General features: G+C 52.5%; 33 protein-coding genes. All 33 read right to left on the reverse strand.

The window, feature by feature from the left end; all coding sequences use genetic code 11:
• Positions 1-10 precede the first annotated feature (10 nt).
• Positions 11-1,375: a glucosaminidase domain-containing protein gene (locus tag FYJ35_RS00875; RefSeq protein WP_154521757.1), complete on the reverse strand. Its 1,365-nt coding sequence runs from the start codon at positions 1,373-1,375 to the stop codon at positions 11-13.
• Between the two features lie 13 nt (positions 1,376-1,388).
• On the reverse strand, positions 1,389-1,775 hold the full coding sequence (locus tag FYJ35_RS00880) for a phage holin (protein ID WP_154521760.1): 387 nt from the start codon (positions 1,773-1,775) through the stop codon (positions 1,389-1,391).
• Positions 1,776-1,795: 20 nt separating this feature from the next.
• Positions 1,796-2,188 (reverse strand): hypothetical protein, encoded by a 393-nt coding sequence (locus FYJ35_RS00885; RefSeq protein WP_154521763.1) that lies wholly within the window; start codon positions 2,186-2,188, stop codon positions 1,796-1,798.
• Positions 2,189-2,206: 18 nt separating this feature from the next.
• Positions 2,207-2,941: a PhoH family protein gene (locus FYJ35_RS00890; protein ID WP_154521780.1), complete on the reverse strand. Its 735-nt coding sequence runs from the start codon at positions 2,939-2,941 to the stop codon at positions 2,207-2,209.
• Between the two features lie 95 nt (positions 2,942-3,036).
• Positions 3,037-3,258 (reverse strand): hypothetical protein, encoded by a 222-nt coding sequence (locus FYJ35_RS00895; protein ID WP_154521783.1) that lies wholly within the window; start codon positions 3,256-3,258, stop codon positions 3,037-3,039.
• Between the two features lie 33 nt (positions 3,259-3,291).
• A complete protein-coding gene (locus tag FYJ35_RS15040; RefSeq protein ID WP_154521786.1) occupies positions 3,292-3,483 on the reverse strand; it encodes a CD1375 family protein in 192 nt (63 codons plus the stop codon).
• 38 nt (positions 3,484-3,521) lie between these two features.
• Entirely contained in the window at positions 3,522-3,647 is a 126-nt protein-coding gene (locus FYJ35_RS14810; RefSeq protein WP_268892512.1) for a CD1375 family protein, read from the reverse strand.
• Positions 3,648-3,665: 18 nt separating this feature from the next.
• Positions 3,666-4,004 carry a hypothetical protein gene (locus tag FYJ35_RS00905; protein ID WP_154521789.1) on the reverse strand — a complete coding sequence of 113 codons (339 nt, stop codon included), beginning with the start codon at positions 4,002-4,004 and terminating at the stop codon, positions 3,666-3,668.
• A complete protein-coding gene (locus FYJ35_RS00910; protein ID WP_328597016.1) occupies positions 4,001-4,915 on the reverse strand; it encodes a reverse transcriptase domain-containing protein in 915 nt (304 codons plus the stop codon). Before FYJ35_RS00910 ends, FYJ35_RS00905 begins: the two co-directional genes overlap by 4 nt.
• 186 nt (positions 4,916-5,101) lie before the next feature.
• Entirely contained in the window at positions 5,102-5,362 is a 261-nt protein-coding gene (locus FYJ35_RS15305; RefSeq protein WP_408634749.1) for a DUF6273 domain-containing protein, read from the reverse strand.
• A 15-nt stretch (positions 5,363-5,377) separates the two neighbouring features.
• A complete protein-coding gene (locus tag FYJ35_RS00915; protein ID WP_154521795.1) occupies positions 5,378-5,860 on the reverse strand; it encodes a hypothetical protein in 483 nt (160 codons plus the stop codon).
• Between the two features lie 218 nt (positions 5,861-6,078).
• On the reverse strand, positions 6,079-7,056 hold the full coding sequence (locus tag FYJ35_RS00920) for a hypothetical protein (protein WP_154521798.1): 978 nt from the start codon (positions 7,054-7,056) through the stop codon (positions 6,079-6,081).
• Positions 7,057-7,240: 184 nt separating this feature from the next.
• Positions 7,241-7,621 carry a phage tail-collar fiber domain-containing protein gene (locus tag FYJ35_RS00925; protein ID WP_154521801.1) on the reverse strand — a complete coding sequence of 127 codons (381 nt, stop codon included), beginning with the start codon at positions 7,619-7,621 and terminating at the stop codon, positions 7,241-7,243.
• Between the two features lie 58 nt (positions 7,622-7,679).
• Positions 7,680-8,462 (reverse strand): putative phage tail protein, encoded by a 783-nt coding sequence (locus FYJ35_RS00930; protein WP_154521804.1) that lies wholly within the window; start codon positions 8,460-8,462, stop codon positions 7,680-7,682.
• Positions 8,463-8,481: 19 nt separating this feature from the next.
• Complete coding sequence (locus FYJ35_RS00935; RefSeq protein WP_154521807.1) at positions 8,482-9,606, reverse strand: baseplate J/gp47 family protein; 1,125 nt, start codon at positions 9,604-9,606, stop codon at positions 8,482-8,484.
• A 9-nt stretch (positions 9,607-9,615) separates the two neighbouring features.
• Positions 9,616-10,185, reverse strand: a complete 570-nt coding sequence (locus tag FYJ35_RS00940; RefSeq protein WP_154521810.1) for a DUF2634 domain-containing protein — start codon at positions 10,183-10,185, stop codon at positions 9,616-9,618.
• Between the two features lie 125 nt (positions 10,186-10,310).
• Positions 10,311-10,559, reverse strand: a complete 249-nt coding sequence (locus tag FYJ35_RS00945) for a hypothetical protein (protein ID WP_154521813.1) — start codon at positions 10,557-10,559, stop codon at positions 10,311-10,313.
• Between the two features lie 33 nt (positions 10,560-10,592).
• Positions 10,593-11,594, reverse strand: coding sequence for an XkdQ/YqbQ family protein (locus FYJ35_RS00950; protein ID WP_154521816.1), 1,002 nt, complete (start codon positions 11,592-11,594; stop codon positions 10,593-10,595).
• A gap of 37 nt (positions 11,595-11,631) precedes the next feature.
• Positions 11,632-12,348 (reverse strand): LysM peptidoglycan-binding domain-containing protein, encoded by a 717-nt coding sequence (locus tag FYJ35_RS00955; RefSeq protein WP_154521819.1) that lies wholly within the window; start codon positions 12,346-12,348, stop codon positions 11,632-11,634.
• The gene (locus FYJ35_RS00960) at positions 12,338-16,855 is read right to left on the reverse strand and encodes a phage tail tape measure protein (protein WP_154521822.1); all 4,518 of its coding nucleotides are present in this window, start codon (positions 16,853-16,855) and stop codon (positions 12,338-12,340) included. The genes FYJ35_RS00955 and FYJ35_RS00960 overlap by 11 nt, the downstream gene beginning before the upstream one ends.
• 60 nt (positions 16,856-16,915) lie before the next feature.
• A complete protein-coding gene (locus FYJ35_RS00965) occupies positions 16,916-17,071 on the reverse strand; it encodes a hypothetical protein (protein ID WP_154521825.1) in 156 nt (51 codons plus the stop codon).
• 62 nt (positions 17,072-17,133) lie between these two features.
• Positions 17,134-17,601 (reverse strand): phage tail assembly chaperone, encoded by a 468-nt coding sequence (locus FYJ35_RS00970; protein ID WP_154521828.1) that lies wholly within the window; start codon positions 17,599-17,601, stop codon positions 17,134-17,136.
• A 169-nt stretch (positions 17,602-17,770) separates the two neighbouring features.
• Positions 17,771-18,199 (reverse strand): phage tail tube protein, encoded by a 429-nt coding sequence (locus FYJ35_RS00975; protein ID WP_154521831.1) that lies wholly within the window; start codon positions 18,197-18,199, stop codon positions 17,771-17,773.
• A gap of 20 nt (positions 18,200-18,219) precedes the next feature.
• Positions 18,220-19,551: a phage tail sheath family protein gene (locus FYJ35_RS00980; protein ID WP_154521834.1), complete on the reverse strand. Its 1,332-nt coding sequence runs from the start codon at positions 19,549-19,551 to the stop codon at positions 18,220-18,222.
• Positions 19,551-19,769 (reverse strand): hypothetical protein, encoded by a 219-nt coding sequence (locus tag FYJ35_RS00985; RefSeq protein WP_154521837.1) that lies wholly within the window; start codon positions 19,767-19,769, stop codon positions 19,551-19,553. Before FYJ35_RS00985 ends, FYJ35_RS00980 begins: the two co-directional genes overlap by 1 nt.
• A 7-nt stretch (positions 19,770-19,776) precedes the next feature.
• A complete protein-coding gene (locus FYJ35_RS00990) occupies positions 19,777-20,244 on the reverse strand; it encodes a hypothetical protein (RefSeq protein ID WP_154521839.1) in 468 nt (155 codons plus the stop codon).
• A 25-nt stretch (positions 20,245-20,269) separates the two neighbouring features.
• The gene (locus FYJ35_RS00995; RefSeq protein WP_154521841.1) at positions 20,270-20,755 is read right to left on the reverse strand and encodes an HK97 gp10 family phage protein; all 486 of its coding nucleotides are present in this window, start codon (positions 20,753-20,755) and stop codon (positions 20,270-20,272) included.
• Entirely contained in the window at positions 20,752-21,123 is a 372-nt protein-coding gene (locus tag FYJ35_RS01000) for a DUF3599 family protein (RefSeq protein ID WP_154521844.1), read from the reverse strand. The genes FYJ35_RS00995 and FYJ35_RS01000 overlap by 4 nt, the downstream gene beginning before the upstream one ends.
• Before the next feature lie 21 nt (positions 21,124-21,144).
• A complete protein-coding gene (gene yqbG, locus FYJ35_RS01005; protein WP_154521847.1) occupies positions 21,145-21,540 on the reverse strand; it encodes a protein YqbG in 396 nt (131 codons plus the stop codon).
• A 1-nt stretch (position 21,541) separates the two neighbouring features.
• Entirely contained in the window at positions 21,542-21,928 is a 387-nt protein-coding gene (locus FYJ35_RS01010) for a hypothetical protein (RefSeq protein WP_154521850.1), read from the reverse strand.
• A 45-nt stretch (positions 21,929-21,973) separates the two neighbouring features.
• Positions 21,974-22,945 (reverse strand): hypothetical protein, encoded by a 972-nt coding sequence (locus FYJ35_RS01015; protein ID WP_235906290.1) that lies wholly within the window; start codon positions 22,943-22,945, stop codon positions 21,974-21,976.
• 38 nt (positions 22,946-22,983) lie between these two features.
• Entirely contained in the window at positions 22,984-24,363 is a 1,380-nt protein-coding gene (locus FYJ35_RS01020; protein WP_205839645.1) for an XkdF-like putative serine protease domain-containing protein, read from the reverse strand.
• Positions 24,364-24,458: 95 nt separating this feature from the next.
• Positions 24,459-25,469, reverse strand: a complete 1,011-nt coding sequence (locus tag FYJ35_RS01025; RefSeq protein WP_154521856.1) for a phage minor head protein — start codon at positions 25,467-25,469, stop codon at positions 24,459-24,461.
• Between the last annotated feature and the right edge of the window lie 4 nt (positions 25,470-25,473).

The following is a 25,473-nucleotide window of genomic DNA, read 5'->3' on the forward strand; positions in this document are numbered from 1 at the left end:
GCATATTATATCAGATTTCCTTGATAAAGGAATCGATTCTCGCATCCTGCAGCTTCTTCATAATCTTGTCCGCGTTCTCCTTGACAGAGAATGCACCGCACTGGACGAGATAGAACCGATCGGACTGCTTGATGAAGCAGTCGATTCCGAGCTTCTTAACCTTCTTCAGCATGGCCTGTGCGTTCTTCTTCTCGGAGAAAGCACCAGCCTGAACGGTGTACGTCACGGTCTTTGCTGCCGGCGCTGTTCCGGATCCGGAAGTCTGACCGTCGTATTTATCCAGGCCATACCGCTCGATGATGCTGCAGATCTTCGACTCGTACTTGACGTCCGTCGCGTATCCTCCGGACTTGATGATGTGGATCGCTTCCTTGTAGTTCTTCGCGTCCGTCAGGCCTGCGTATCTCTTCTTGGACCCATTCATCGCTCCGAGAAGATAGGCCGCATGGTCTTTTATGGAATTTTCCACACATGGGTATTTTCTGAAAGCAGCCTTGATGTGGTACTCGTTGCCGGCCTTGTCCTGCTCTGCAGTGATCTTAGTGTAGCTCGACTTCCCGTCCCAGACGGGCGGCCAAGCATTGTTTGAAAGGCTGCATTTCATCCCGAAGCAGTTGTTCGCATTCAGCGCAAGGTCGGTCCCACAATAACCGCTCTCCAGGATCATCTGCGCGGTAGTCACGGAATTGAGGATTCCGGAACTGTCGCATCTATGGACCAGTTCCAGCATGGCTGCAGCCTTTGCCTTCTCGGACGCAAGAGCATGGATCTCTTTCGCCTGAGTGGATGACATCGTCTCTGGTTTCGCAGGATTTTCCGCTGGCTTCGCATCCTTCTGGAGTGCGGCCGTTACCTTGACGGCCAAATCGCCTAGGCGCGCATACAGCCAGTCTCCCGGGCATTCCTTGTTGGCAAACCAGCGGTGAACTGTGAGAATCATCTCATCCGATGCCGGCTGGTAGGACAGGGTCTTCGCCTTGTCTCCAAGCCAGATCAGCTTCTTCTTTCCGTTTCGCTTGCAGATATCCGTGCAGAGCTCTATCAGTTTCATGTACACTCCCGTCTTGAAAGCGTACGGATGTGTCTTTTCTGAGGCGCACTCGATCGTCACAGCACGCTGGTCGTTCTCCCTGGAGGAGGAGCACCAGGAACGCTGACTCTCAGGGACGATCAGTCCGACTCTGGCGTCAGCACCGATCACATAGTTGCAGCTGGCCTGCGTACTCTCATGTGAGAACCACTCTCCTGCAGACTCGACCGACAGCTGGCCGACGATGCAGTGTGGAGTGATCCGGTCGATGGAGTGCGTCCGGGTCCCGCTGTTGCAGGGACTCAGCTTTGTATAGGAAACAAGTGAGCTGTTCGTGTATGCCATCTTGATCGCCTCCTCAATCAGCGTCTGATTTATCCTCTTCCAGAACCGGCTCCTCGATCTTAATATCCTGAGAATTCATTTCCTGAACGGCAGCCTCGATCAGCTGCAGGATCTGCTCATTCGTAACATATTCACCATATCCCTGCCGGTCCAGCGCATCCTTGATAAGGGTTGCCGCTCTCTGCTTTTTTTCAGTTCCATGGATGCTATCAGAAGCGGTCTGCTCGACTGCCCGAACAGCTGCATCCGTGATCTCGGTGACCCATCCCCATCTGGTCCGCTTCAGCTGTGCGTCTGCTTCAGCCTTCTTCTTCCTCAGGTACGGGATGAGTTCCTTGGTGACGATCCCTACGAGTGCCAGGATAACTGCGCTGATGACGTTAAAGATAAGTTCGTTCATTTTCGTTTTCTCCTATTCTTTCAGTGCTCCTTAAGTGGGAGCTTGTCTATCTGTTCCATGATCTTCTCGGCTGTTCCATCGCCGCCAGCGGCATGGTATGGGTTATAGAGATATTTGCGGAAGTTCTCACGCTCGTCGAAGTCGATCTCTCCCTTCTCAAGGTATTGCCGGCCTACAAAACAGATTCGGTCATATGCAGTCCCTCGGACCAGGTCTGCAAGGATCTTCGACTCTTTCTCCTCGTCTTCCATGTGCTTTTTGGTATTCTGTAATTCCTGCTTAAGGTCTGCGATTGCATCCAAAAGGTCACTAGTCATGTCTTCCTTCTTATCCTTCCTGGTGATCAGGAACTGAATGAAGCTGAGGAGTCCTCCTCCAAGAGCCCCGAGTAACACTGATATAAAGATCTGCATAATTGATTAGTCTCCTATCTATCTCGTATCTCGTTCTATTTCCGTAAGTACCTCATCAGCGGTCGTACTCACCCAGCCCCGGTAGTTGTGGTGGAGCTCACAGAAGGCAGCCCGTTCGTCGTGTTTACTTCTGAAGTGTTCAATCATCGGAGCGAAGCCGCTGTTCTCCGGGTGCTTATAAAGATCTATCTGCCCTGTGTGTCCGATGACGATTACCTTACAGTCATCATGTGGTCTGGTAAGCGTTTTCTTCAAATCAGACAGATAAAAGTTCTGGGCTTCATCGATGATGATTGCCTTCTTACTGACGTTCTTCCCTCGCAGGAAAGTGTGAGTGATTGCAGTGACGTAAGCGAGGCCTTCTTTCACGGCCTTCATGTTGTCAGGCGTTGATATCACTTGTGACGGATTTATCCCGATTTCAAGGAGAGCTTCTTCGAGCGCTCCCATATAAGGAGCGGACTTTTCTTCGATGCTTCCCTTGAGATAGCCTTGGACTTTTTCCTGGGTAGGAGAAACCACATACACGATTCCGTTTACAATCCCATATCGGCACAGTAGATTTGCGCATCCGACCGCTATGGTGGTTTTCCCAGATCCCGCGATAGCATTGCAAAATGTAATAATTCCTCCGGGTCTGCAAATTGCATCACGAAAGGCTTTCTGTTCAGGGTCAAGACTCATCCCATAGAATCGTTCCAAATCCTCACGGAAATCATTACCTGAGTATTTCGGTGACGCTGGCTTTTTCATACGCACCTCTTATTGATGTCTGCAAAAAGAAAGGACCCGGCAGTCTACTGCCAGATCCTTCAATAAAATGTATAAAGATACTCATGATGATGGACTTATTCCGTGTAACCGAGCTTCTCTGAATCGCTGATGGTGTCTGTTCTCTCCTCCTGGACACATTCCTTTTCTGCTTCATCGACGGCCTTGAGCTGCGCAATCAGGCTGCCTTGCTTTGCGATCAGTGCAGCCATTGACTCCATCGTGTTCTGTTGCTTCTCGACAAGCTGGACATAATATTCCAGGATCGCTTCCAGGTTTTCATCCCTCGGACCATCCATTCGTATCTCCTCCTGTTTGTGATCAGTTGCCTTTTATGCGGTCTGCCCCGTGCTGGATCCAGGCTTACCGGTTTCGGTCGTGCCAGTCTCCTCAGTCTGCTCTTCTGCCAGTTCCGGAAGATCAAGGTCAATCAGGACCTGCTTGACCTTATTCCGGATGACCTTCGGTACGTCGTTGATTGTCTTGATGCCTTTGATAATGAGTGTTGCGTAAATAAGTGCCATGGTTTCTACCACCTTTCTTATCGCTCTGATCAACCGTTTCATTCTGCGAGTTCCGGATGACCTTCATCGATCAGGATCTGCTTCACTTCATCCTTCAGCTTCTCCGGTACCTGGTCGATCGTCTTCCTTCCTTTGATGATGAGGGCCGCATAAACCTGTGCCATTCTTCACGCCTCCTTTCCTTAAGAGAGTGTAGCCTCATACACATCACACAAAGCCTCCTGGAGGCTGGTGATATCACTGTTCGCGGCAGCCAGCTGCTTCTTGAGCTCCCGCTTCTCGAGCTCGTCAGGAGTCGGATCAGCCAGGATGAAATAATATTTTCCGTCTCCGTATGTGGTAACTTGAACAAACTCCATGTCCTTATGGACTTCTTCTTTTCCTTCGCTGTCAGTGATGGTGACAGTTGAGAGATCTTTGAAATCGTCCTCCGTCAGCTTTTTGCTGCTGATATAGTTATTTCCGCTCAGTTCAAGATTCTCTAAGCGTGTGCCATCTCCAAGGGTAATCGTATATGTCATCGTTTCTCGTCTCCTTTCGCTATGAGTTTGTCAATCTCTTTATTTGACCTGTATTCAGTACCGGGAAATAGGCTGGTGAAGAGAGCATCCATTCTTCTTATCCGGTAATAATTGTTGTGATACTGCTGAGCCGAACCTCTCCATGATCTATAACACATCGCTGCACGATCAGGATTCATTCCGTTTTTCTTGAATTTCTTGAGTCTCCTACGTTCCCGGATGAATGTATCTCTGCTTTGATAAGTGACTACTTTCCCGGTCTCGGTCAAAACATATCTGATTTTAAGAAATGTGAACCCTTTTGAAAGCTTTACAATCTGCGTTTTCTTTTCGTTTATCGTGAGTCCAAGTTCCTGCGATCTTTTCCGCATCTCGGAAAGACACATCTTGGCATGTTCCTTCTCATGGCAGATCAGATACCGGTCATCCTGGTACGCAGCATAATATTTTTCTCCAAGAACAGTCTTGAAGAACTGATCCAGCGGAGTGGGATAATAGATTCCGGCATTCTGTGAAAGCTGAGACCCAATTCCCATCCCTCGATCTGGTCCGTTTGTATCAATCAGATAATTGATCAGCCATTGAAGATCAGGCTCCGGAATTATCTTCGCATAAGCCTGCTTCAGCTGATCGTGAGGTATGCTTCCAAAGTAGTTTTTGAAATCTACCTGCAGAACGTATCCTTCATTTGTTCCATACTCACGATAGTATCTATGAAGATGTTCTTTAAGTCGGTCTCTTGTGAATGTCACTCCCTTGTTTTCCTGGCTCGCGCCATTGTCATATATCAGATAAGGTTTCGTGGCAGGCGTAAGGACGTTATCACAGAGTGAACGCTGCACTACTCGGTCAAAAATATTGATGGCTTTTATATGCCTGAGTTTTCCCCGTTCCGAAAGGTCGAATTCCACAAATGGTCTCTGCTGGTATTGACCATGATTCAGTGCTCTTTTGGTGTCAGAGATGTTCTCCCAGAGGTTGTAATCGTATTTCTGAACCGAAAACTTCCAGTCAGAATTGATCTTGGATTTTCTGAAAGCATCATATAAGGCATCCGCGTTACTTACCTTGCGAATGCCATAATACTGAGTCATGTTTTAGTTCCTTTCAGTGTGGCGGTTTATAGCCAGGCAGCGTACTGACTGGCATCCGCCACGTCCATTTGGCCTTTCGGCAAGGGCACCGACTCCTTTCGGTATCAGTCCATTCACCATATAGGCTACTTGATAGGACCGTAGGAAATCCGGGCGCACGCCATTCGAGTTCGAGGCGTTGTTGTAGTTGCTATTCCCGTTCGAGTTGACATTACAAAAGTTAGCCGCGCCCGCAACGTCGCGAAGCCACCAGTCGGCATACAGTCAATGCCCTGCATCTTATCCCTTATTCAGGGCAGGTGCCTTATTAATTTTACCTTCTCCACCATTCTTGGATGGATGCTTCGATTTGTCTTCAGAATCTCGTTTCTGAATCTGTCTTAATATCCGGTTATCGGATTTCCTCCATCCTTTCAGGAGCGTTGCTTCATACTGTATAAGCTGCACGAACCTCTCATATCTGTCAGCATCGACAGGAAGAGTTTCTTTGCACAGTGTAAACACATCGTATAATTCACCGCATCCTCTGATGGCATCGTCCTGGTATTTCCTCCGCTCGTAGAACTCGCTCTCGTAATATGGGTAAACTTCATTTGCATCACGGATGTTCTGCTTTATGGACGAGATGGTATCAAGGATCCTTTCCCGATATCGATTGATAAGCCATTCTGGAAATTCATCTGTGATCTTTCCAATTCCATACTTCTCGCAGATCTCTGTAAACGCTTCTTTGTCATCTTCTGAAAACTTCAGAACCTTCACGAAGAAATCCGGCTCCCTGCTTCTGTTCTTCACTCCAAAATCATGCAGAAGAAGGAAGATGATATTCTTCTCGATACGGCAGATCTGCTTCCAGAATTCCATATCTGACAATCCGCGTTTTCCATATACGACGCTCATGATTTATCCCATAAAATTCGGGTCGCTTCGCGACCTCTGTAAAACCGTCCATCCCTCCCCTGAAGGGGAGGGATTTAAGATCAGCAGATACCGAAAGCCGGGCGCACGCCAAGCGAGTACGAGGCGTTGGTGTAGGCGCCATTCCCGTTCGAGTCGACACGACAAAAGTTAGCCGCGCCCGCAACGTCGCGAAGCCACCAGTCGGCACGGTTGCATATCAGCGCCTTGTTCAGCCTGAACAGAGGGAACTGACTGTAGTCGATGTTGTAAATGTTCGGAATAGTAGAACCGAGAGAATTGCCTGGCTTAAACTGCATGCAGCCATAAACCTGCTCCTCGCTCATGAGCTCTACTGTGCTGTCCATCCACGTTCCACCGCTGGCATATCCATTTGTCACAGCGTTCTGCAGATGTTCTCTGTGGTTCAGAATGTGGTTCGACCCGAATGCGGAATTGATCGTGGACTTTGCCGTTTCCAGATTCTTTGTCCGCATATCTGATCCGGCATACGCACCTTCAGTCGTGTTTCCGCTGGATTCCCATCCACCGGAAGCAGTGTTGTGCATCTGAGCGTTATAAAGACAAGAATCCGGGGCAATGACCACATGGTGAGTCGTGCATTCTATGTCTCCGCAATGAAGCCAGTAATCGAATGCCGCGATTCTCCAGTTCACGCCTCCGATGGTCCAGTAGTCTCCGATGAACAGGTCATCGAATGTTCCTGCCTTGATTGCAGCCCACTGATCAGACGTCACCGAAGATCCAAGGTTCTTCCCTCTGTAAATGCTGTTATGTGTCCCGGCATTATTGGGAAGGATGATGTGGATCATATCTTCCTGTTTTACCATAGCCGGGCCGTCACCAGTCAGCACAAGGAACTTGTGATTGGCTGAGTAAGCGTTCGTGCTTTCAAGGCCGATTCCGTTCCGAATGGCTACATCGTTCTTGATCAGCTGCTCTGCCACCTGGTTGAAAACGTCCGCATGAATGGGATCTGTGGTCTCGAACTTGCGGAGCGCGGCATTGTAGGCGGCATCGCTTGTGTCAAAGTTTGCCATTGCTTCTTGCTCCTTTCACTTTTTAGCATTAAAAAAGCTGTTTGTCTGGCATTCGGGAGAAAATCCCGAAAGTCACACTGAACAGCACGTTTCACGGAATTATGGTACGGTTTTCGGGCATTTTGATACGAAAACCGCATGAAAAATACGCTTTTCTGAAATTTCAGTTCAGAATAAATAGAACTTAGAATTCATCGTCGCACTGGAAGATCAGCTCTTCGCCTGAGTCCTTTACCTTTGGTTTGAAGCTCTTGAAGGCCACGATGTCTCCGTCCGTATCGTATAGCCCTATCTCGGAAATGGATACATCGTTCAGTTCTGTCTCGCTGAGCGTGCAGGTGTAGCGGATCTGGGTGTCAGAGATCACCTCATGCCCGTCCACCTTCTTGCGCAGGACTTCGCTGAAGAGCGCTGTGTCATCGGATGCATGGTTCTTGATCTCCCCGGATGAATTCACCCCGCCGCTTCCGAATGCGACTCCTTCGATAGCCGGGAGCGCCTGTATCCCGGCTCTGGCCTTGAGCATCTTGCTCTTGCCGACTGTGCTTACGATCGTTTCTGCCATTTCTGTCTGCTCCTCCTTTCGAGCTGCCGTTTACCTGTCTGTGCGCCATCGTTGCTCATCAGAGCATCTCATGGTTTCCTTCCATAGTGAGGGACCCGTCCATGTTCGCGTAACCGTTCATGGTATAGGAGTGTCCCCGCCAGATTGAAAGCCCTATATCGGGTTCGTCGTTTTCGATCCTGTTCCGGACGATCAGCGTCTCGTATGGGCCGCGCTCCTGGTCCATGGGTATCTGCCCGTCCATATCGTACTGGCCGTCCAGCATGGCATCCTGCCACCACCGCATCGGCATCCGGATGGTAAGGCCATAAGAGATCTTCTCCTGGTCTGCTATCTGGAACACGACGAGCTGTGAGAAGAGGAGCTTGATGTGCCCGGTCGCCTTCTTGCTGAGAACGTTCTGGATGCTTCCGAATGGGATCTCATTGTCATCAGCCGAAGGTATCTGGATCCGCAGGATAAGCCGGTTGTCCTTGTCCCAGGCGATGTCCGGAGCAGTCCCGGTCATGTCCTTGATGTACTGCTTCATGGAGCTGAACGAGACCTTCTGCCTTCCGATTGATCGCAGCGCAGCAATCTGCCTGCGGCTCTCAAGACTCTGGCCTTTTGCCGGAGTGATCCCGAATATGCCTTCGTATTTGGCAAGCGTCTGCTCATCGCAGGTCGCGATGAACAGGTTGTTGACCATCCGATATACCTGGTACTGCATCAGGTCGAGGGTCCAGCCGGCGAACGTGTAGTTCGCCTCCATCTCCCGGAACTCCTTCCAGTATGATGGCCCCCACTGCTCGAGAAGCTCTTTGTGAGGAGTTTTATCCTCGTAATCATAAAGATCTATCATTGCTCCTCCTTCAGCCCCATCATGCGAATGTCAGGTTGTTCTGGGAAAGGACCGGAGCCGTCTTGTGTGTGTAAGTGGCATTCGTCGTCCCTCCGTTCAGAGTGAGGCCCGTGTAGTCATTTACCCCGTTCGTCGTCATGATGAGGGAGCCGATCGTGTTGATCAGGATCGACCGCTCCTTTGTCCCCGGAATATCTTCCGCTGTCAGCGCGAGGTTCTTGAGATATGCGACGATCTTTTCTGTGATCTTCGCCTTGACCACTGAGGAATCCGAACCACTCACAAGCGTGACGGTCCCGCCGATCGTGACAGGGAATTCCTCGACAGCGACTGCGTAAAATGTGCAGCCGATCGGCGCGAGGCCTTCGCCTTCCCCGTTCGCTCCCGGGTCGATCGTGTCCTGTACTGCTTTGATCACGCTGTCAGCCGGCTTCCCGCCTGTGACGGATGTGATATACCCTGTGACAGTTCCTGGGCCTTCCTGAAGCGGGTAGATCTCAGCCCTGCCCACTCCGTCGATCTCCTTGCACCATTTGAGGAACTGAGCCGCATTGCCGGCCTCCACGTCTGCGCCTACACCGGACAGCATGCGTGCCCTGGCTGAGTCATCATCCTCGATATCAGCCGCCGCGACGACAAGATCTCCCAGCGTGCAGTTCTCAAGGTCGTCGATATCATCATCCGGGATGACCGCCGTGCCGGAGGCGAAGTTATTCATGTCTGTGCCTGTATCGACTGACTGGATCAGCCAGCAGTTCTCTTCGGAGCTTTCCTTTGAGAGGACGGTGAACTCCGTCTCGTCCACGATCATCGTGGCGCCTATCTCGGGCTCAGCACCTACGAAATAACATTTGTAGGTTGCCGGCGTGGCCTCCTCCGGGTCTCTTGCCATGCCTGCCTGTTTCAGGTACTCGTCAAGGACGTCGCCTGTGCAGGTAAAGATGGAGAGGATATCTCTGATCTCGGTAAGGGCATCGAAGAACTCAGCTGTCCTCGCGATGTGGCCGGCAGCCGCGTCCCGGTAAATGCTCCCCTGCCGGGTGTCCACATTCAGCGCCGTTCCCATGTTTATCGCCTCTTCGGTGAGGCTCTCCTCTGTGATATCGTCAAGATTCAGATCTTCTACATTTCGGATCGTAGCCATGTTTCTGCTTTACACCTCGCTTTCAATGGGCATGTCCCCGTAAATGGTCTCTGCCGTAAAAGACATGATCACTCCGTCGCTGTCGGACTTCTCCCACTGGAAATCCTTGATTCCTTTGATGCGGTCGTCCTGGGAAAGGGCTTCTTCTACCATGGCCGGCACATCCGTGTTGAGATACTGCTCTGAAAGGGAGGAGTTGTAGATCCTGTTCATCAGGTCGCAGCCGTAATCGTCATCGTAGATGTAGTTCGCATAGCGGACCGTCGACAGGGCTTTCCAGATCGCCTGTATGACCGCGTCCTTGTCATCGACGAATCCTTTTATGCGGTGATGGACGAGATCAATTCCGTATGTCCTCGATATAGCGCCTTCTTCGATGTTCTCCGGGTCGAATCCGAAGTCTACAGACTCCATATCCCCGTCGTAATCTTCGTCGTCATCGTCATCTTCCACGACTTCCTCTTCTTCAGAATCGGTCTCGGTATCTGTCTCGATCGTATCGTCTGGATAAACGTAGCCGCCTGAAACGCCTGCTGATGCGTCTATAGTGGTCTCATCAGCCGTGTATTCATCTGCCATATCTGTCTTTCACCTCCTCCTCTTTCAGCAATTACACCTTACTTCCTGCATGAAAGTAAGGGCTATTCTCTGGTATACCACTTACTCAAAGGAGTAAGAGTAATGGGTTTCTGTCGAATTACCCATTACTCCGCGTCCAGAACGTAATAGGTATTGGTGTCCTGGATGGACAAAGCGTAGAAATAAGCTCCAATGGTCAGCTGGCTCCTGAGCCTCGAAGGGACAATCAGGGATTCATCGGTGACGTGAATCGGAGCGTCCCCGGACGTGACCATCTCGAGCGGCTTTACGCTGACTACCTTCATGGAGTAGATATCCGGCATCAGATTCCGCGCTTCCCGCAGGATCATGGACCGGATCGAGTTTTCTGCCATATCGCATCATCCCTTCTTCATAGTCTCATCCGATCAGCCGGCATCACTGTTCGAAGCCGCATATTTCAGTGTCAACTGCATGGTGTAGCTTCCGTTCTGCCAGGTATGCGTATCCGAGTCGATATAGAGGACCTTGTTGACATCAAGCTGCGGAGCCTTTACACAGATCGCCTTGCCTGATATCGCTCTGGTATCTCCTAATCCGCTCCAGCTCATCGTGGTGGACATAGTCGATTTGTCCTTCTTCCATGTTTCTGCCTTCTTCTTCAGCTCGCTCTTCTTGATCTTCTTGTCGACAGACTCGACATCCTGCATCATGCCGATCTTATTCTCAAGTGGCTTATTGATCACCGTCTTCTTGACCTTCGTGGTGGTCTTTTTCTTCTTCGTTGTGGAAGAATACAGCTTCAATCTGGTGTAGGTATCCTCGATGGACCGGGTCTGCGAATAGGTCGTTGTGTTCGTATCCGGGTCCACGATGATCATGTTGTTGCTTTCAGTACGCTTTTTCAGGTACAGTTCGCCCTTAATCGATGTCACATAGTAGCGTTTGCCGGTCGAGGAATATGTCTGGGACAGCGCGTCCTGGATGACGTCCCAGAAGGTCGTTCCCTTCTTGGTCAGTTCTTTGATCTTGAATTTCGTGTTCACAGCTCCGCCGACCTTCAGATTCGCCTTCTTGCACACCGCTTTGAAGATCTGCGTCGCTGTCTTCTTCTTAAATGTGAAGGAGCCTTTGTTCTTGGTCAGATACATGGCATTGTCCATCGCATGGATCTCGACCGTCCTGCTTGAGCTCCGGTTGTCAGAGACAACGATCCCACGGAAGAACTCAGCCCCGTCTACCAGAAATGTGCAGATCAATCCGTCACTCGGATCGGTATCTACCGACCCGAGCTGTTCGGAATCAAGCAGCGTTACCTTCAGGTCCCTCGGTGCCTTCCCCCTCGCTCCGGAAGAGACCGCCTTCACGATCATGTCAGAGACATCATAGAATTTCGGCTTCCTCCCGATGAGAAACTGCAGATTGTTCATTTTTCTCCTTCAGTTCCTCCTTTCGCAATGGTTATGGTTACGGCATCGTCAGGCTGCCGCCGATCAGCAGACGGTAGGCTCCGTCCCTGATGTATTTCTTCTTGTTCTTTCCCTTTGCCTTCTTGTACTTCTTGTTCCAGCTGGCCAGGGTACTCTTGTTCTTCGCAATCAGCTTCTTTTTCTGCTTTTTGACATTCTTCTTGTAGTAGGACTTCGCGATCTTATAGAGTGTGTCTTTCTTCTTGATCGTGTAGGTCGTTACTTCAGAGAAGTTGCCAAGCCGCGTGGTTTCTACATTGACCCTCCCATTGACGATTACCTTCAGCGGAACGGTCCGTGCTTCCTTCAGCTCGACTGAATACTGGATGGTGCCAGGGTCCCCGCCTTTCTCCTCCGGAACGTAGGAGGTGATGTAGGCATAAATGTCTACGTTCTTCACCTTCTTGTTATCACAGTAGACGAAATGGACCGGCAGTTTGCTCTCCATCCGGTCTATCATCTTCTTGTTGCACTGCAGCGGAGTCGGGAAGTCCTTGTATGCGCAGAAGCTTCCATAAACAGCAGGGAAGAAGCTGCTGAACGAGATCGTCGCAGCTTCCCTCTTCCCTTTGTGCAGTATCTCCCCGAACGAATCGAGTTTTATCGATGTCGTGATTCCCTTGTACGTCATCTTGATAGATTCCGGATTGACGGGAATCTGGAAGGCATCGCTGTCATTATTGGCATTCAGCCATATTTCGGCTTTAGTACTCATAAGCCAGCATTCCCTCCTCTGCGTCTTCGGTCGATACAATGTTAAGCAGCACCGGCCTCAGGTTGTCCTGCAGGATCTCGACAACCTGCTCCTTGGACATTCCGGATGCCCGGATGGAGCCGTTGCCGTTGATATTGATATTGATGTCCTTGGAAGAGCTCGTCCCGCTCGATCCGCTTCCGGATCCGAGATAAGAAGCCATGTCCGGAGCAACCTTGTCACTTCCGGAACCGCTTCCCAGGATACTGCTTGCCGCCTCCATCAGCATCTCGGCGCTGTCTGCGCTTCCGTTGTCCGGGATGATCCACTCAGGACCAGCCTCGGCAACGATACCAACATGCGGTTCTGTGAAGTAGCCGCCTTCCTTATGCGCTGTAATAGTGAAGCTTCCTCCGGATGCCCCACTGAGGGTGATCGTCTTGGAAGCATTCGTAATACCCCAGGACATGTTGACCGTCGCATGAGCGCCTACGCTGATAGAATTCGAAAACTGGCTCTGAAGGTCGCTCACTACTTGTGAGTACACATCCGCCGCGTTGTTCGTCTGGCTGACGGTCACGTTCGTGCTTCCGGTCGTGGATGTCGGTGTATCAAGTGCAGCCTGCACCTGGTCGTGTGTCTCCTGGGCCGCGTCTGCAGCATTCGTTACATTCGTCGTGGTCGTGACATTGTTCGTGGTTGTTGTGTTGACGGTCGTATCACCGCCAGCGGATCCAGCCGCTGAGGTTGAGGCGCTCTGAACTGCTCCACCGACTCCGCTCGTATCTACCTGAGCTTCGACGGTATATTTCTGTTCGACCGGTACCGGATTGCTTTCGCTGGCCTGCTGTGCGGCCTCACCGGCCTCTGTTGTAGCGTCCTGAACTGCCTTACCGGCCTTGGATGTGTCTACGGTAGGATCAACGACATATTCTTCAGGGATGTTTACAGTCTGTCCAACATCAAGGTTGGTAGCCTGATCATTAGTCCATCCGTTTGCTTCAAGGATCTTCTGTGTAAGTTCTGCCTGCGACAGTCCTCCACCTCCGCCTGCCTCGATGACTTTTCCGGCGATAGACCACACCGTATTGACGTCTGCGTCAAGTGTGTAGGTTACTCCCATCTCTCCGGTTGCTGTCGTCGCGGTCGATCCCTGCGTCAGGCCGTCGAGGTTGAGGTATTTGGCTGCATCTGCGGCAGTCTGAGGGCTTCCGTCCTGGACGCCCTTCCAGAAATCATTTCCGAGTGTGATTCCGTATTTGGAAAGCTCCTCGGATACAGCATTCCAGTCGACGTCACCGCTGATGCCCTGCATCATGGTGTCGTAGAAGTTGGAGTAGTCTTCTGTTGAGGTGGTCGTCATCGACCGGTTGATAGCGTCTCTGAACTCCTGCGGAATAACCGCGCCTGCCTTGTCGATCTGATCAAGGAATTCCTGCGACTTTCCTGCCTCGAACAGCTGGTTGGCCATGTACTGGTAACCGGCATTCGTATCGCCGGCAGCCGCTCCGACCTCGATCGCCTTGTTGTAGGAATCCATATAGGCCTGCGGGACAGCCTCCCCGGCTTCCCTTGCCTTGTCAATGGTCTCCTGCATGGTCTCCACATTCGGAGCCATCTGCTTATAACGATCAGCGAGTGCTCCGGAAGTTGACCTGTCGAGGTTCCAGTTCATGGTTCCTCCGACGTCCTCAGCAACGCTGAATGCATCTCCTCCGCTCTGAGCGGTTTCCATGATCTGGTTGAGTCGTTTCTGCGCCTCACCCTCCATGTCTGCCTTGCCTACTTCCTTTCCGTAAGCATCGGACAGTGACTGGTTCATCCAGTCCTGCGCGAGCTGCTGTGAAGTCATCTGGCGCTGATTTCTTGCCTTCGCGACAATGTCTGTGATGTCCTGCTTCGTGAAGTTGGTGCCTTCGAACACTCCGTTCTTGTCCATGTGCCCGAGTGCAGCTTCCCGCTCAAAGTAGGACAAGATGCTCTTCTCAGACTCAGCTCCGGCCTTGTCGTAATCCTTCTGGTACTTGTCCATCTCGTCCACGACCTTGGACCAGGAATCCTTGTCGAGGGCCGCTCCGGAGTACTCGATTCCGAGGTAGTCAAGATTCGACTTCATCTGAGCCTGCTGAAGGCCTGCATTGAACTGTGCCAGCTTTGCCTGTGCGATTGACAGGGCAGCATTGATATCGACGTCCTGCAGACCGTTGTCGATTGCATCCTGAGCGATTCCCTTGATAGCGGTGGACAGTCCGTCCATCGTTCCAAGATCTTCCTGCGTCCAGCTGTCAACAGCTGTGACCAGGGTCGTACCGGTCTCGCCGCCGATGAGGGACCCGATCTGCTCTTCGATTCCCTGTGCCTGAGTAATTACGGACTGCTTTGTGTTCTCAATGAAGGTGTTCACATTATTCATGAATGTGGTCTTGTCATCTTCACTGATACCGCCCTGTATATGGGCTTCCCACTCAAGAGTCTCATTATCCTTAAGCGCCTGATCCGCGTCACTTTTGAGCTGCCTTGCCTGCTCTACCAGGTCGTTTCCTTCCTGAAGGGTAGTCAGAACATTGATCGGATTGTCGACCGAGCTTCCGGGATTCAGGATCGAGATTGCCGCCTGCTTCGCTTCCTCTGCAGAAAGGGCAATGTCTCCGAAGTGTGTATCAAGATTGTTCTCGACCTGCTTCTGGTTATACTTATCCACCGCGATTCCAATCGCTGTGAGTCCGGCTGCCGTAGCAGTCAGGCCGGCCGCGACCGGATTTGCAGCCAGTGTTGTGACCAGTTTCACAATTCCGAGAGAGGACCAGTCCATGCTGGACAGCTTCCATGTTGCGAAAGCCGCCCCGATTCCACCGATCGCAGTCTCTATGAAGTCAGGATTGGAGGACGCAAAGTTGATGATCGGCATGATGATCTTGCCAGCTGCGTCCGCGATTCCCTTGATCCCTTTGAGGATCCCAGGAAGAAGAGGAACCATGTTGCCGATTGTCTTTCCAACATCCGAGAAGAAGGTCACGATCGGCTCCTTGATGGAATCGATGTTGTCCCCTATGAATCCGGCCACTTCCGAAATACCGCCCTTCAGTGCTTCGCCGGCACTGAGGCGAATATCCTCGAACTGGGCCTTCATCTTATTTGTCTTGTACTCCATCGTGTCAGCCATCTTGCTGTACGCGGTATCGGTCGCTCCTGCAGAATCCTGCATGGCCGCGATATCATCCTTGAACAGCTGAGCGTGGTCTCCGGAAAGGGAAAGCACTGCGTTGCCGGCCTCGACCGAGGAGAACAGCTCATTGACTCCGACTCCGGTCTTCTTAGCTTCGTCTTCCATGATGCTGAAAGCATCAGAAAGATTATGCCCGGATGAGATGAAGTCACGGAATCCCTGCCCTGACAGCTCTTTGAATTTCTTACCTGTCTCGGTCCCGGAATCGGACAGTTCAACGATTGCCTGACGGAGCTGTGTGGTTGCTACCGACGTCGGAACACCCTGTGCAGTCATGGCTGCCAGTGCGCCGGTTACATCGTCGAAGGAAACGCCAGCGCCTACTGCAGTAGGTACGACGTTATACAGTGCACCGCCAAGTTCATCGAATGTAGTTTTACCAAGTTTGACCGCTGTGAACATCTTGTCGGAAGCGTCCATAGCGGAAAGGTTAGCGGTTCCGTATGCGTTGATGACTGAGGTGATGGCGTCAACAGAAGTCTCCATGTCCGTCACACCACCGGTTGCAGCCTTCTCGGCCGTCCGCAGGAAGTCAAGTACATCATCCTTCGGGACCGATGCGGATATCGCCTGGTACATAGCGGAGGTTACGCCCTGGATCTCTGTTCCGGTGTCCTCTGCTATCTGTCTGGCTCCTTCGCCCAGCTGCTCCATCTCGGCTTTCGATGCATCCGGGAGCAGGGTGGAAACCTCTGCCATGCCGGATTCATAGGTCTTGAAGGTATTCAGGGATTCTTCCCCATAGTCCTTGATCTTATCAACGACCATGGCCCCTCCTACCAGCTGGATCACCTTGGAGAGTGTGTCATGGAGCGTATTTGATTTCTGGTTGAGGCTGTCGACCTGAGATCCGGCCTCCTGGGCCTGGTTTCCAATCTCTGACAGTCCATTGGCACCGTCTCCGATGCCTTCAACAGCCTCGCCGACGTCCTTCGCGGAGTCCGTCATGTCATCCATGGAGCTTTTCGCATCATTCATCGACTCAGCGACGGACTGTCCGAAGCTGCTTATCCCGCTTCCGGCACCCGACATAGAGCTCGATACATTGTTTCCAAACTCCTGTGCGGTCCTTGCCGCTTCGCCTACGGACGAGTTGAATGTTCCGAGGGAGGAGGCGGCCTGCCCGACAGAAGATGAGAATTCAGAAGCAAACCTTCCGACAGACGTACCGGAGAAAGCCTTGTCCACGGCACGCCCTACGCTGTTCATCTGCTTCTCAGCAGAGCTTGCAGCGCGTCCGATCGCGGCAAACTTGGAGCTTGCCTGGTCATTTATTCGTATGGTAGCGGTTATATCTGACATTCAGATGTTCCTCCTCCCATAAGTTACTTGTTGCTAAAAATCCAGAAAAATCATGAATCATCATGACCCTGCCGGCTTGAGGAGCCCTTTGGCAATGCGGTCACAGGCTTCGATCGGGTAATCCTTTGATACCTGCTCGGATGCGATATAGAACATCCGCTCAGGCTCTCCCATCGATACCCACTCCTTCACTGGTATGTGGTACTTCTGCCACATGATGTGAGCCCACATCCAGTCGACCGCGTCGCCCTTGTCCTCCTCTGGTACCCGGCCAAGGATCAGTTTTTTACCTGCTTAATGACCTCGTCTTCCGTCTCCTCGTCTGCGAGACCGCAGGCGATCAAAACGCACTTGTTGGCGTAGTCGAAATCTTTACCCCTGAACAGTATATCCGGAAGCTCAGAGTTGAGCTGAACCCCATAGAAGTTGCGGAGCTTCTCGGAAGTCAGGTCAGGCTGCACGAAGCACTCGACCATGATCTCCCTGCCAGCCTTGTCCGAATCGTACTGCTCGTCGTAGACGATTCGGTTTCCGGATACCATCGGGCGATTGGTCCTGTGGTCCTTCACGATCGTCCTCGTCGTGCAGTTCTCGCGGATCTCGGCGATCTTCTCACGGGAAAGTTTTCTCAGGATGAACGGTATCGGCTTTCCCTTGTCATCCTTGAATGCATCGATCCCGGGAAGGGTGATCGTCTGCTCTTCCTTCAGTTCCGGCTTCATAAAAGCATTCAGGTTAGTCTCCATATTGGTTTTCCTCCTTGGCCTTGTTCAAAAAGAAATCCCGCATTCAGACCAGTGTGTGGTGGCCTTACTGCGGGAATGTAGTGGCTGATTTTATGCTTATTGGATGATTCTCCCTCCCACACCCTACAGCCGCAGGATGCAGCCGTAAGGCGGGTCACAAGGAGGATTATCAGTTGAAGTCTTTAGCACCGAAGTTGACCTGCTCCTCGGCAGCATCGCCTGTTACGTCGAGCTGAAGGAGCGGGATGTCTCCAGTGAAGACGACACCTGTCAGAGTGATTTTGTCGCGATCCCCGACTTCATCGTAGTAGTCGGAATTGGTATCGTCGACAGTTCCGGTGATGGTGTACTCAGGAGTCGCGCCAGTCGCCTTGTACTGTGCGGCCATCGTCTTGTAGCGGTTATTCATCTTCCAGGTCTTCAGCGTACCGGTGATGTCATAGCCGAGCCATCTGCGGTTGGTCCCCTTCTCCTTAAGGGTTCTTCCGGACCAGACATCCGGAGTAAAGTTGACGGTATAGGAGGAGGCATTTCCTACCTCCACACCATCGATGCTGATAGTGCCATCTCTCATGGACAGCGGGCGCTTATTAACCATTGTCTATCCCTCCTTATTCCTTATTTCGCGATGACGGTCATGTAGTACTTCTCAGCGGAGTCAACCGGCTGAAGTGCTACGTTGATGTAGACTGCATCTCCGGTAGAGTTCTCGCGGTCGACAACGAAGTCGGCATTGGTGTCGACGTTTTTGAGAGCTCCATCCCTCTCATAGTTCTGCAGCATTCCACGGCCGATGCCTTCCATTGCATCCCAGCCCTGGTCGTCGTTGTTGAACTTGTTCGGAGTGAAGGTCATCAGGCAGTCGTTTGCGAAGGTATCGTATACCTTCATCGGACGGTTCTTGTTGATGTCGGTCGGGTCCTCAGGATCAAAGGTGACCTTGGAGTTGATGTCGTACTCAAGAACGACATTTCCGTGCTCGTCGATGGTGAGGAAGGACTCACCATTCTTGATAGCCTCTTCGGCCTTCTCATTGGTGTATCCGCCTCCGACGATTCCGGTCGCTCCTTCGAATACGGCATAGGTGTTGGACTTGGTGTAGCTTGCTGCCGCGTCAAGACCGGCTCTCCATGCAGCCGTCTCAGCTACAGTCAGATCCCTGCCATCCACGATTGCCGCATTCGTCTGGTTGATGATGCCTTCGTAGTCTGCAGCATAGTTCGGTACGACCGCCTTGCACTTCCAGCCGATGGAATTGCGGATGTACTTGATCTTGGACTTCACAGACTCATGAAGTCCCTCATCCGTAAGCGGGAAGAGCATGGTGTTGAACTTAAGCTTCTCGCAGGCGTTCAGGAAATCAGATGCTCCGTCGTTGGTGCTGTCGTCCGTTCCTCCGGCCAGTGCCTTGGATGCGATAGCCGCCGAAAGTGTGACATCCGTCTTATCGAGCGTGATGTACTTGGAGTCGACAGCCGAAAGGTTCTTGATTCCCTCGAAGTTCTCAACGGTTGATCCATCGAGAACGACCATGAAGTCATAACCTCCGGACGGGTCCTCCACAACCGCGATCTTGATCTTGTTTCCGAGAGTTCCAGGATACTTTGCAGTAACATTGACCGATGCCTCTCCCACGGTGAGTGTGGTGCTTGCAGCCGTGCCTCCCTTCGGGATGTACACGTAGATCGTGCTCGCGTTCATCGCTGCGAAGCGGATCAGACGCATGTGGCTCTCGTCATCGTATACGGATCTCCCGAGGAGCTCCTTCTTTGAGTCCGGGTTGTCACCAGGCAGCTTGATGAAGACTTCGCGAGGACCGTAATCGTACCCGATCAGCGGGATCACGACGACGCCAGTCGTGGACTTTGCGGCTGTCGGTGCCTTTCCATTCTTCAGATTGACGTAAGTACCCGGACGAACTTTCGCTCCGGACCAGATTCCTCCTGCCATTACTTAGCCTCCTTCCCGAGCCATTCCTTGATGACTCTCTGTGCTTCCTCTACTGTCATCGGCTCGGTGTGTCCATACATCGCGCCATCGAAGGTGGAAGAAGTGATATTGAACAGTCTCACACAATGAGTGCGGAGCTGAGCGATAGAAAATTTCGCTGCCTCAGGCTTTGCGGTCTGCGCAGCCGGTGCAACTTTAGCAGTGTTCTTTCCTGCCATTGTGTAGTTACTCCTTTCCTGACTGAGTCATGCTGACGTCCGTGATCTTCGGTCCCGCATCCACGATATCCTCCTGGGTGTGGTCGAATGTGAACTGCATCGACACGGATCCCGTGTCTGTTTCCTGTATCCTGGGTGTGCTGATGTGGAATCCGTACCCGGTTTCCTTTCCTTCCTCGGTGAGGCATGGAAGCACGCACCGGTCGTGAACCATCGCATCACGCACATGTTCTGCGCAGGCATTGGCTGTCCACGAATCGCCAGCCAGGAATACGCATTCGAAGTGGACTGTCTTCGTGAATACGGATCCGAGGAGTGCTTTCGAGGTATCCGTCCATGGCACCGGGAAGAAGACGGACGGTACCTTGAAGTCCTCCGGAACCTTCCCGTAGTATGGAGTCGTTCCGGCCTCAGCGTGTGCCAGGATGTACGCGATCGTACTTCCGACATACTGCTCAAGTGAAATCTTGCTCATCCTTCTCCTTCCCTTATTCTGTCAGTCATCCGAAATACCTCTGGAGCCATGCCTGGAGCTTTGCCTCAATGACTTTCGGAAGCATCCTCTCGGCTGTCGCTGAAGCCTTGTCGAAATAATGCGAGCCTGGGACGAAGCTGGCTTTCAGCACCATCCCTGTCTTCGCGCCGGGAATATACGTGAACCGGTCACCAGACCAGGCGCCAGGGACAAAACGTCCAGGAGTCTGCCTGTGGCCGTCGTTGACATAGGCTGCGTATTTCACGCGGGTCCCGATCGTAAGTGTCAGGCCTCCGAAATCAAGCTCCCACACGTTGTCCGCTCCGCCTCTGGAGAAGCTGGAGAGAAGAAGGCGCGTGTCTACGTTGCCGGCCGCCATGATCTCGTCCTGAACGATATCCAGAAACTCTTCGCCTGCCTCCTGGAGGCACTCCCCTGCGAAGGGCTTGAGGTCCTGGCTTGCCCGGCTGCATTTCTGCTCAAATTCTTTAAGGCCTGAAATCTCGATCATATTGCGTTTTCCACCTCGTCTGCTCTGCTGATCAGCACGCTGATGTGGTGGCCGTGGATGTCTCGAGGAACATCCTTGACCAGGTAAGCGATCCCGCTTTCCTTGCTGACCACCTTGTCGTTGATCCTGATGTCAGTTCCAGCAGGGAGAGCGAGCTTGATCTGTCCGGTCAGGACCGGATAGGGATCGTGCTGGGTGATCGCCACTGACTCAGACTTCACACCGAAATGGCACGCCACATCCGTGATATCCGCTTCTTCCGGGTAGCTCCCCGCTCTCTCGACCGGCTTGATCCCGTATCCCACCTCGTCCGTTTCCGTCTGCAGGTGGTAGATATCGCATTTATGGTTTAAGAAGTCTTCCCACATGGTGATCTCCCTTGTTCCTCCTCACAGCTTTCTGATACGAAGAAGTGTGTCTCCTCCGCTTTCTGTGATGTAGTCCGACAGCAGCCCGTAGATGTCCAGATCCTCTATGTTGATCTCCCCTGATTCAGCTGTGTAGCTGTAGTCGTCGAACGTCTCTCCCTTCAGTCGCTTCTCTTTTGCTCTCTCGGTCGCGTTCTTGGCATACGCCTCAGCGATCAGGAGAGTTGCCGTGCGGACCGGCTTCGGAATCTCCTTAAACTTCTCATCGTCGTCGAAGCGGTTGTTGGTGATGGAGATGACCTTCTGCTCTGCCCGGTAGATGTCTACCTCGAGCTTCTCATCATCTCGCTCCTTGACCGCCTTGATGTCGGTGTACTTCTTCAGATCTTCCGGAGTGATCCATGGCATGGCCGCCATATCAGGACTCACGCAGTGCCTTGAGGGCTTCGGTCGCCCTCTTCTCTGCGTCCTCGATGGCCTTGATGATGGCTTTTCTCGTCTTCACTCCCCTCAGGCTGATTCCCTGCTTCTGGGCATATGCCCGGAGCTCATCGGTGTTCATTCCCTCAAGGACGGAAGGCTGTGTGATCGTTGGCTCCGGTGCCGGCATGCTCACGGATGCCTGCTCGGCGCTCTTCGGAGTCTCCTTATGCCCGAGTACCGGGACGACAGTTTCGAAGTATCCGGTTTCCACCAGATGCTCAGCGGCTGCCTTGTCCTTCACCTCGATGTAAGGATTGCTTCTGGTCGCCTTGAGGTCTCCGTAGCTGTAGCTCAGGCCCTTGACCAGTTTCAGCTTTGCCATGTTGCTCGCCCTCCTTTAGTTCCGTGTGCTGTGTGCTCCTGGTCCTCAGATAGCCTTCAGGCCGGTGAGGATAGCAGTAGCATCAAGCTCCTCGATGACAGGGTCGATATCGAAGTGGATGACGTAGAATCTCTTGTCCTCCATGATGGCTTCCTTGCCCTCGACGGTCTTGCGGATGATCATGTCGTAGGTGTTGACCTCGATCAGGTTCTTCGGATCGGTCAGAAGGATGACGTCGTCCGGCATGGACGGAACTTCGATCTTCGGGATCGCGATCGGGTTCTCGATTCTGGAGTCGGTGATGATGCCGCCGTTGTTGACAGCCTTCTCAAGGATGAACTTCTGCCATTCCTGGGAACGATGCGGGCTCATGAGCCAGCGGAGGTTGCCGTTGTTGTACTTGTTCGGTACAGATCTCAGGGTCTTGTAGAAGAGATCCAGGGACATCTCAGCGGCTGCAGCGTCGACGTTGTGTCCTCCGTCCTTGACCTGCTTCAGCCAGCCGTCGTTGATGTTGATGAAGTCAACATCTCCTGCATCGACACCCTTTGCGGTTGCTGTCTCAGCGGTGACGGAGGTATCGCCGTTCAGGCAAAGATCCTCACTGTCGCATCCGACCTGCTTGGTCATCAGACCGGTGACGATGTTCTCGAAGTTCTCGCCCTCGATGTTCTGTCTCAGGGTTTCCTCGGTGATCTCCCACGGCAGGCGGACTGCGGTGGTGGAGTACTCGACCTTGCCGGTATTGACGGAAGCTCTGTATCCGTCATCGGTTCCCTCGGTCTTCTTTCTCAGAAGCCTGCGGCCGATGCCGATCTTGTCCAGTTCACCGGTCTTTGCTCTTCTGATCTCATGACGGACCAGAGGGCTGAGCGGAGTAGCGTCGAAGGTCATCTGCAGAAACTGCTGTGCCTGCTCCGGGCTCAGGATTCCGCCGCTCGCGAGAGCTGCGGTGTTGATAGTGGTATCAGCTTTACCGACGATAGCGCGGTTAGATACTGTTCCAACCATTTTCATTTACCTCTCTTTCTTCTCGTGCTGTGTGATCAGCTGTCTCAGATGATGCCGTGCAGGAAGCACTGCTCTTCCTGAGACTTAGCTACTTCTTCTCCATCTGCCCCGTTGAGGTTGGTCGGAAGACCTTCCTGTCTGAGGTACGGTGCCATTGCCTTTGCGATGGCGTCCTGGATCTGCTCAGCGACCGGCTTGTCAGCATCAGCCTTCTGAACTTCTCCATCCTCGTCCTTCGCACACTGGCCTTTCTTCTTCTTCGGGTCTTCAGCCATTGCCTTCTGGATAGCCTCATCGATCATCGCCTGGACATCTGCCTTGGTGATAGTCTCCGGCTCCTGTGCCTGCGTGCTCTGGTCTTCCTTCTTTACTGTCTCCGGTGCCGCTCCGGTCGCCTTAATGGCTTCCTGGACTGCGGACTTGACGACTTCCTGCATCTCTTCCTTAGTCACTTCAATCTCCTCACTTTCTCCGGACGGGACGTCTCCGTCACCGTCTCCATCGTCAAACGATTTTAGGAAGTCTGACAGGGAATCCGTGATGCTCTTCAGCTGGTCCCTGTTCTTCCTGCTCATCGCCTTACCTGCTTTTACGATCGGCGGTTCCTCACCGTCTGCGCTCTTGAAGATGGTCGGCAGTGAATCCTGGTTGGAGAAGAGCTTCGTGGTGATGTCGTTGAAGTCCTGCAGGGCCTCTGCGACCTTCGCCATGTCTTTCTCGTTTCCCCAGGTCTGCGTATCCGGATCGTACTTGTCGACCAGAACGTCGCTCAGTGCGTACCAGGCTTCCCAGAGATTTTTGGAAACAAACCCTGCGTTGAAGCGGTCGGCGACTTCACCTTTTTCGACCGTGTCCCCGTTCAGCCATTTCTTCAGCTTCGCCAGGACGCTTTCCTTTTCAGCTTTCTCGACTGCCGGGTCATCGTCGTCTGATTCAATGTACTTTCCGGTTCCACCCATGGAAAAGCCGGTGATCTCGCCTTTCTGGACCTTCTCAAAGATATCCGGATCCGTGATTTCCACCGTCGCCATCCATGTGCCCTTCTTGATCTGCTGGTCTCCGATCGCCTCGTCGTTCTTGGTAATCCACGACTCGACTTCTGTCGCACCGTCGAATTTCTCGAAACTGTGCTGGATGTCGACATCGCCCCTGTGCTTCGCGTACCAGTACGCCGCTTTCTGGACTTCCTCAGCGGTCATGTGGTCTCCCTGGGTGTCTTCTGCCATCGGCTCGTATACTACTCCGGTGACATAGTGGCTCTCAGGATCTACTTTCACGATCCTGCCGAAGGTGGTGAAGTTTGCCTTCCCATCATCGGCCTTCACGATAGCGAAGCTGTGTTTGTTGGCTGCCTTGTCGACCAGCGAGATGAAGGAGATATGCGCATCAGTGATTTCCCTCGATTTCGCGATTTTTGTGCTCATCCTTACCTCCTTTCTCAGATTCCAACAGTTCATGAGCATGAAAAATGCACGGAGCTCTTGCCCCGTGCACGGTCTGTACAGATCTCATATTCCGGTTACCTGTCCTTTCCGAACATCTGATCTTCCAGCTTCTCAGCTGTTCCGTTCTCTTCCCATTCCTGATTGACCTCGTCCATGTACTTTTTCCGCATGGCCCTGCGGTCCTCTAGGCTCATTCCCATGGCTTCCTCGCTCCGGATCCGCTTCATGATGCAGTGGCAGTTGACCGACTCCGCAGCCGGAAGGGATATGTCTCTCGGCACCATCGGGTGGTATAAGGTTCCATCACGGCCTACCAGGTCGAACGGCTCGTCGACCGGCTTCTGCTGTCCGCTGATCGCCACATGGTTCTCTCGAGGGCTGTTCTTGTGTCCGCCTGTGTGCATCCACTCCTTCGCCTCGATCGTCGGGCACTGGCGCATGCTCTCGAGCTGGCCGTAAGACTCAGCCCGGAGGACTTCCGTCACGGCCACCCTGCGCGACCTGTATCCGGGATCCCTGATCCCGCTCTCGGAAATCTTAAGCGATGTATCTGCGACAGAAAGTGCATCTGACTGCGCCTGCAGGAGGATCGCCTCGATCTGGTCATCCGTCTCGAGATGCATCAGCTCTGCCAGCTTGGAGGACCATGACTCGACGAACTGCGCTGCAGGCTCAGTCAGGAGATCTTCTGCGGTGTGTTCCTCGAGCAGGTCCGGCTCATAGGCGTCAATGAATCCTTCGATCGACTCCGAAAGCATGTCCATCAGCCGGTCATGGAGTGCATCGTAGATGGCCTGCTTCAGGTCGTCCATGTCCCGGATGTCTTTCCAGCTTCCGTCCAGGAACTCCTTCAGGCTGTCCGATTCCTCCAGCGCTTTCAGCACATCGTCTGTATGCTCGTTAAGCGCCTCTGTGAGGGCACCTTCTATCTCGTTGATGGATTTGACCGCAGCGTCCGCTTTGACGAATCCTTCTCCGTCCAGCGTGTCCTTGAGGTCGTCGTCTGCTTTCATGAGAAGAACATCTATGGAGTCAATGAGAGAATCAATGTTCTTCTCCATTCCCTTCAGGATGATCTTTCTCATAGCT

Source organism: Porcincola intestinalis, assembly GCF_009696445.1.
Lineage (GTDB): Bacteria > Bacillota > Clostridia > Lachnospirales > Lachnospiraceae > Porcincola > Porcincola intestinalis.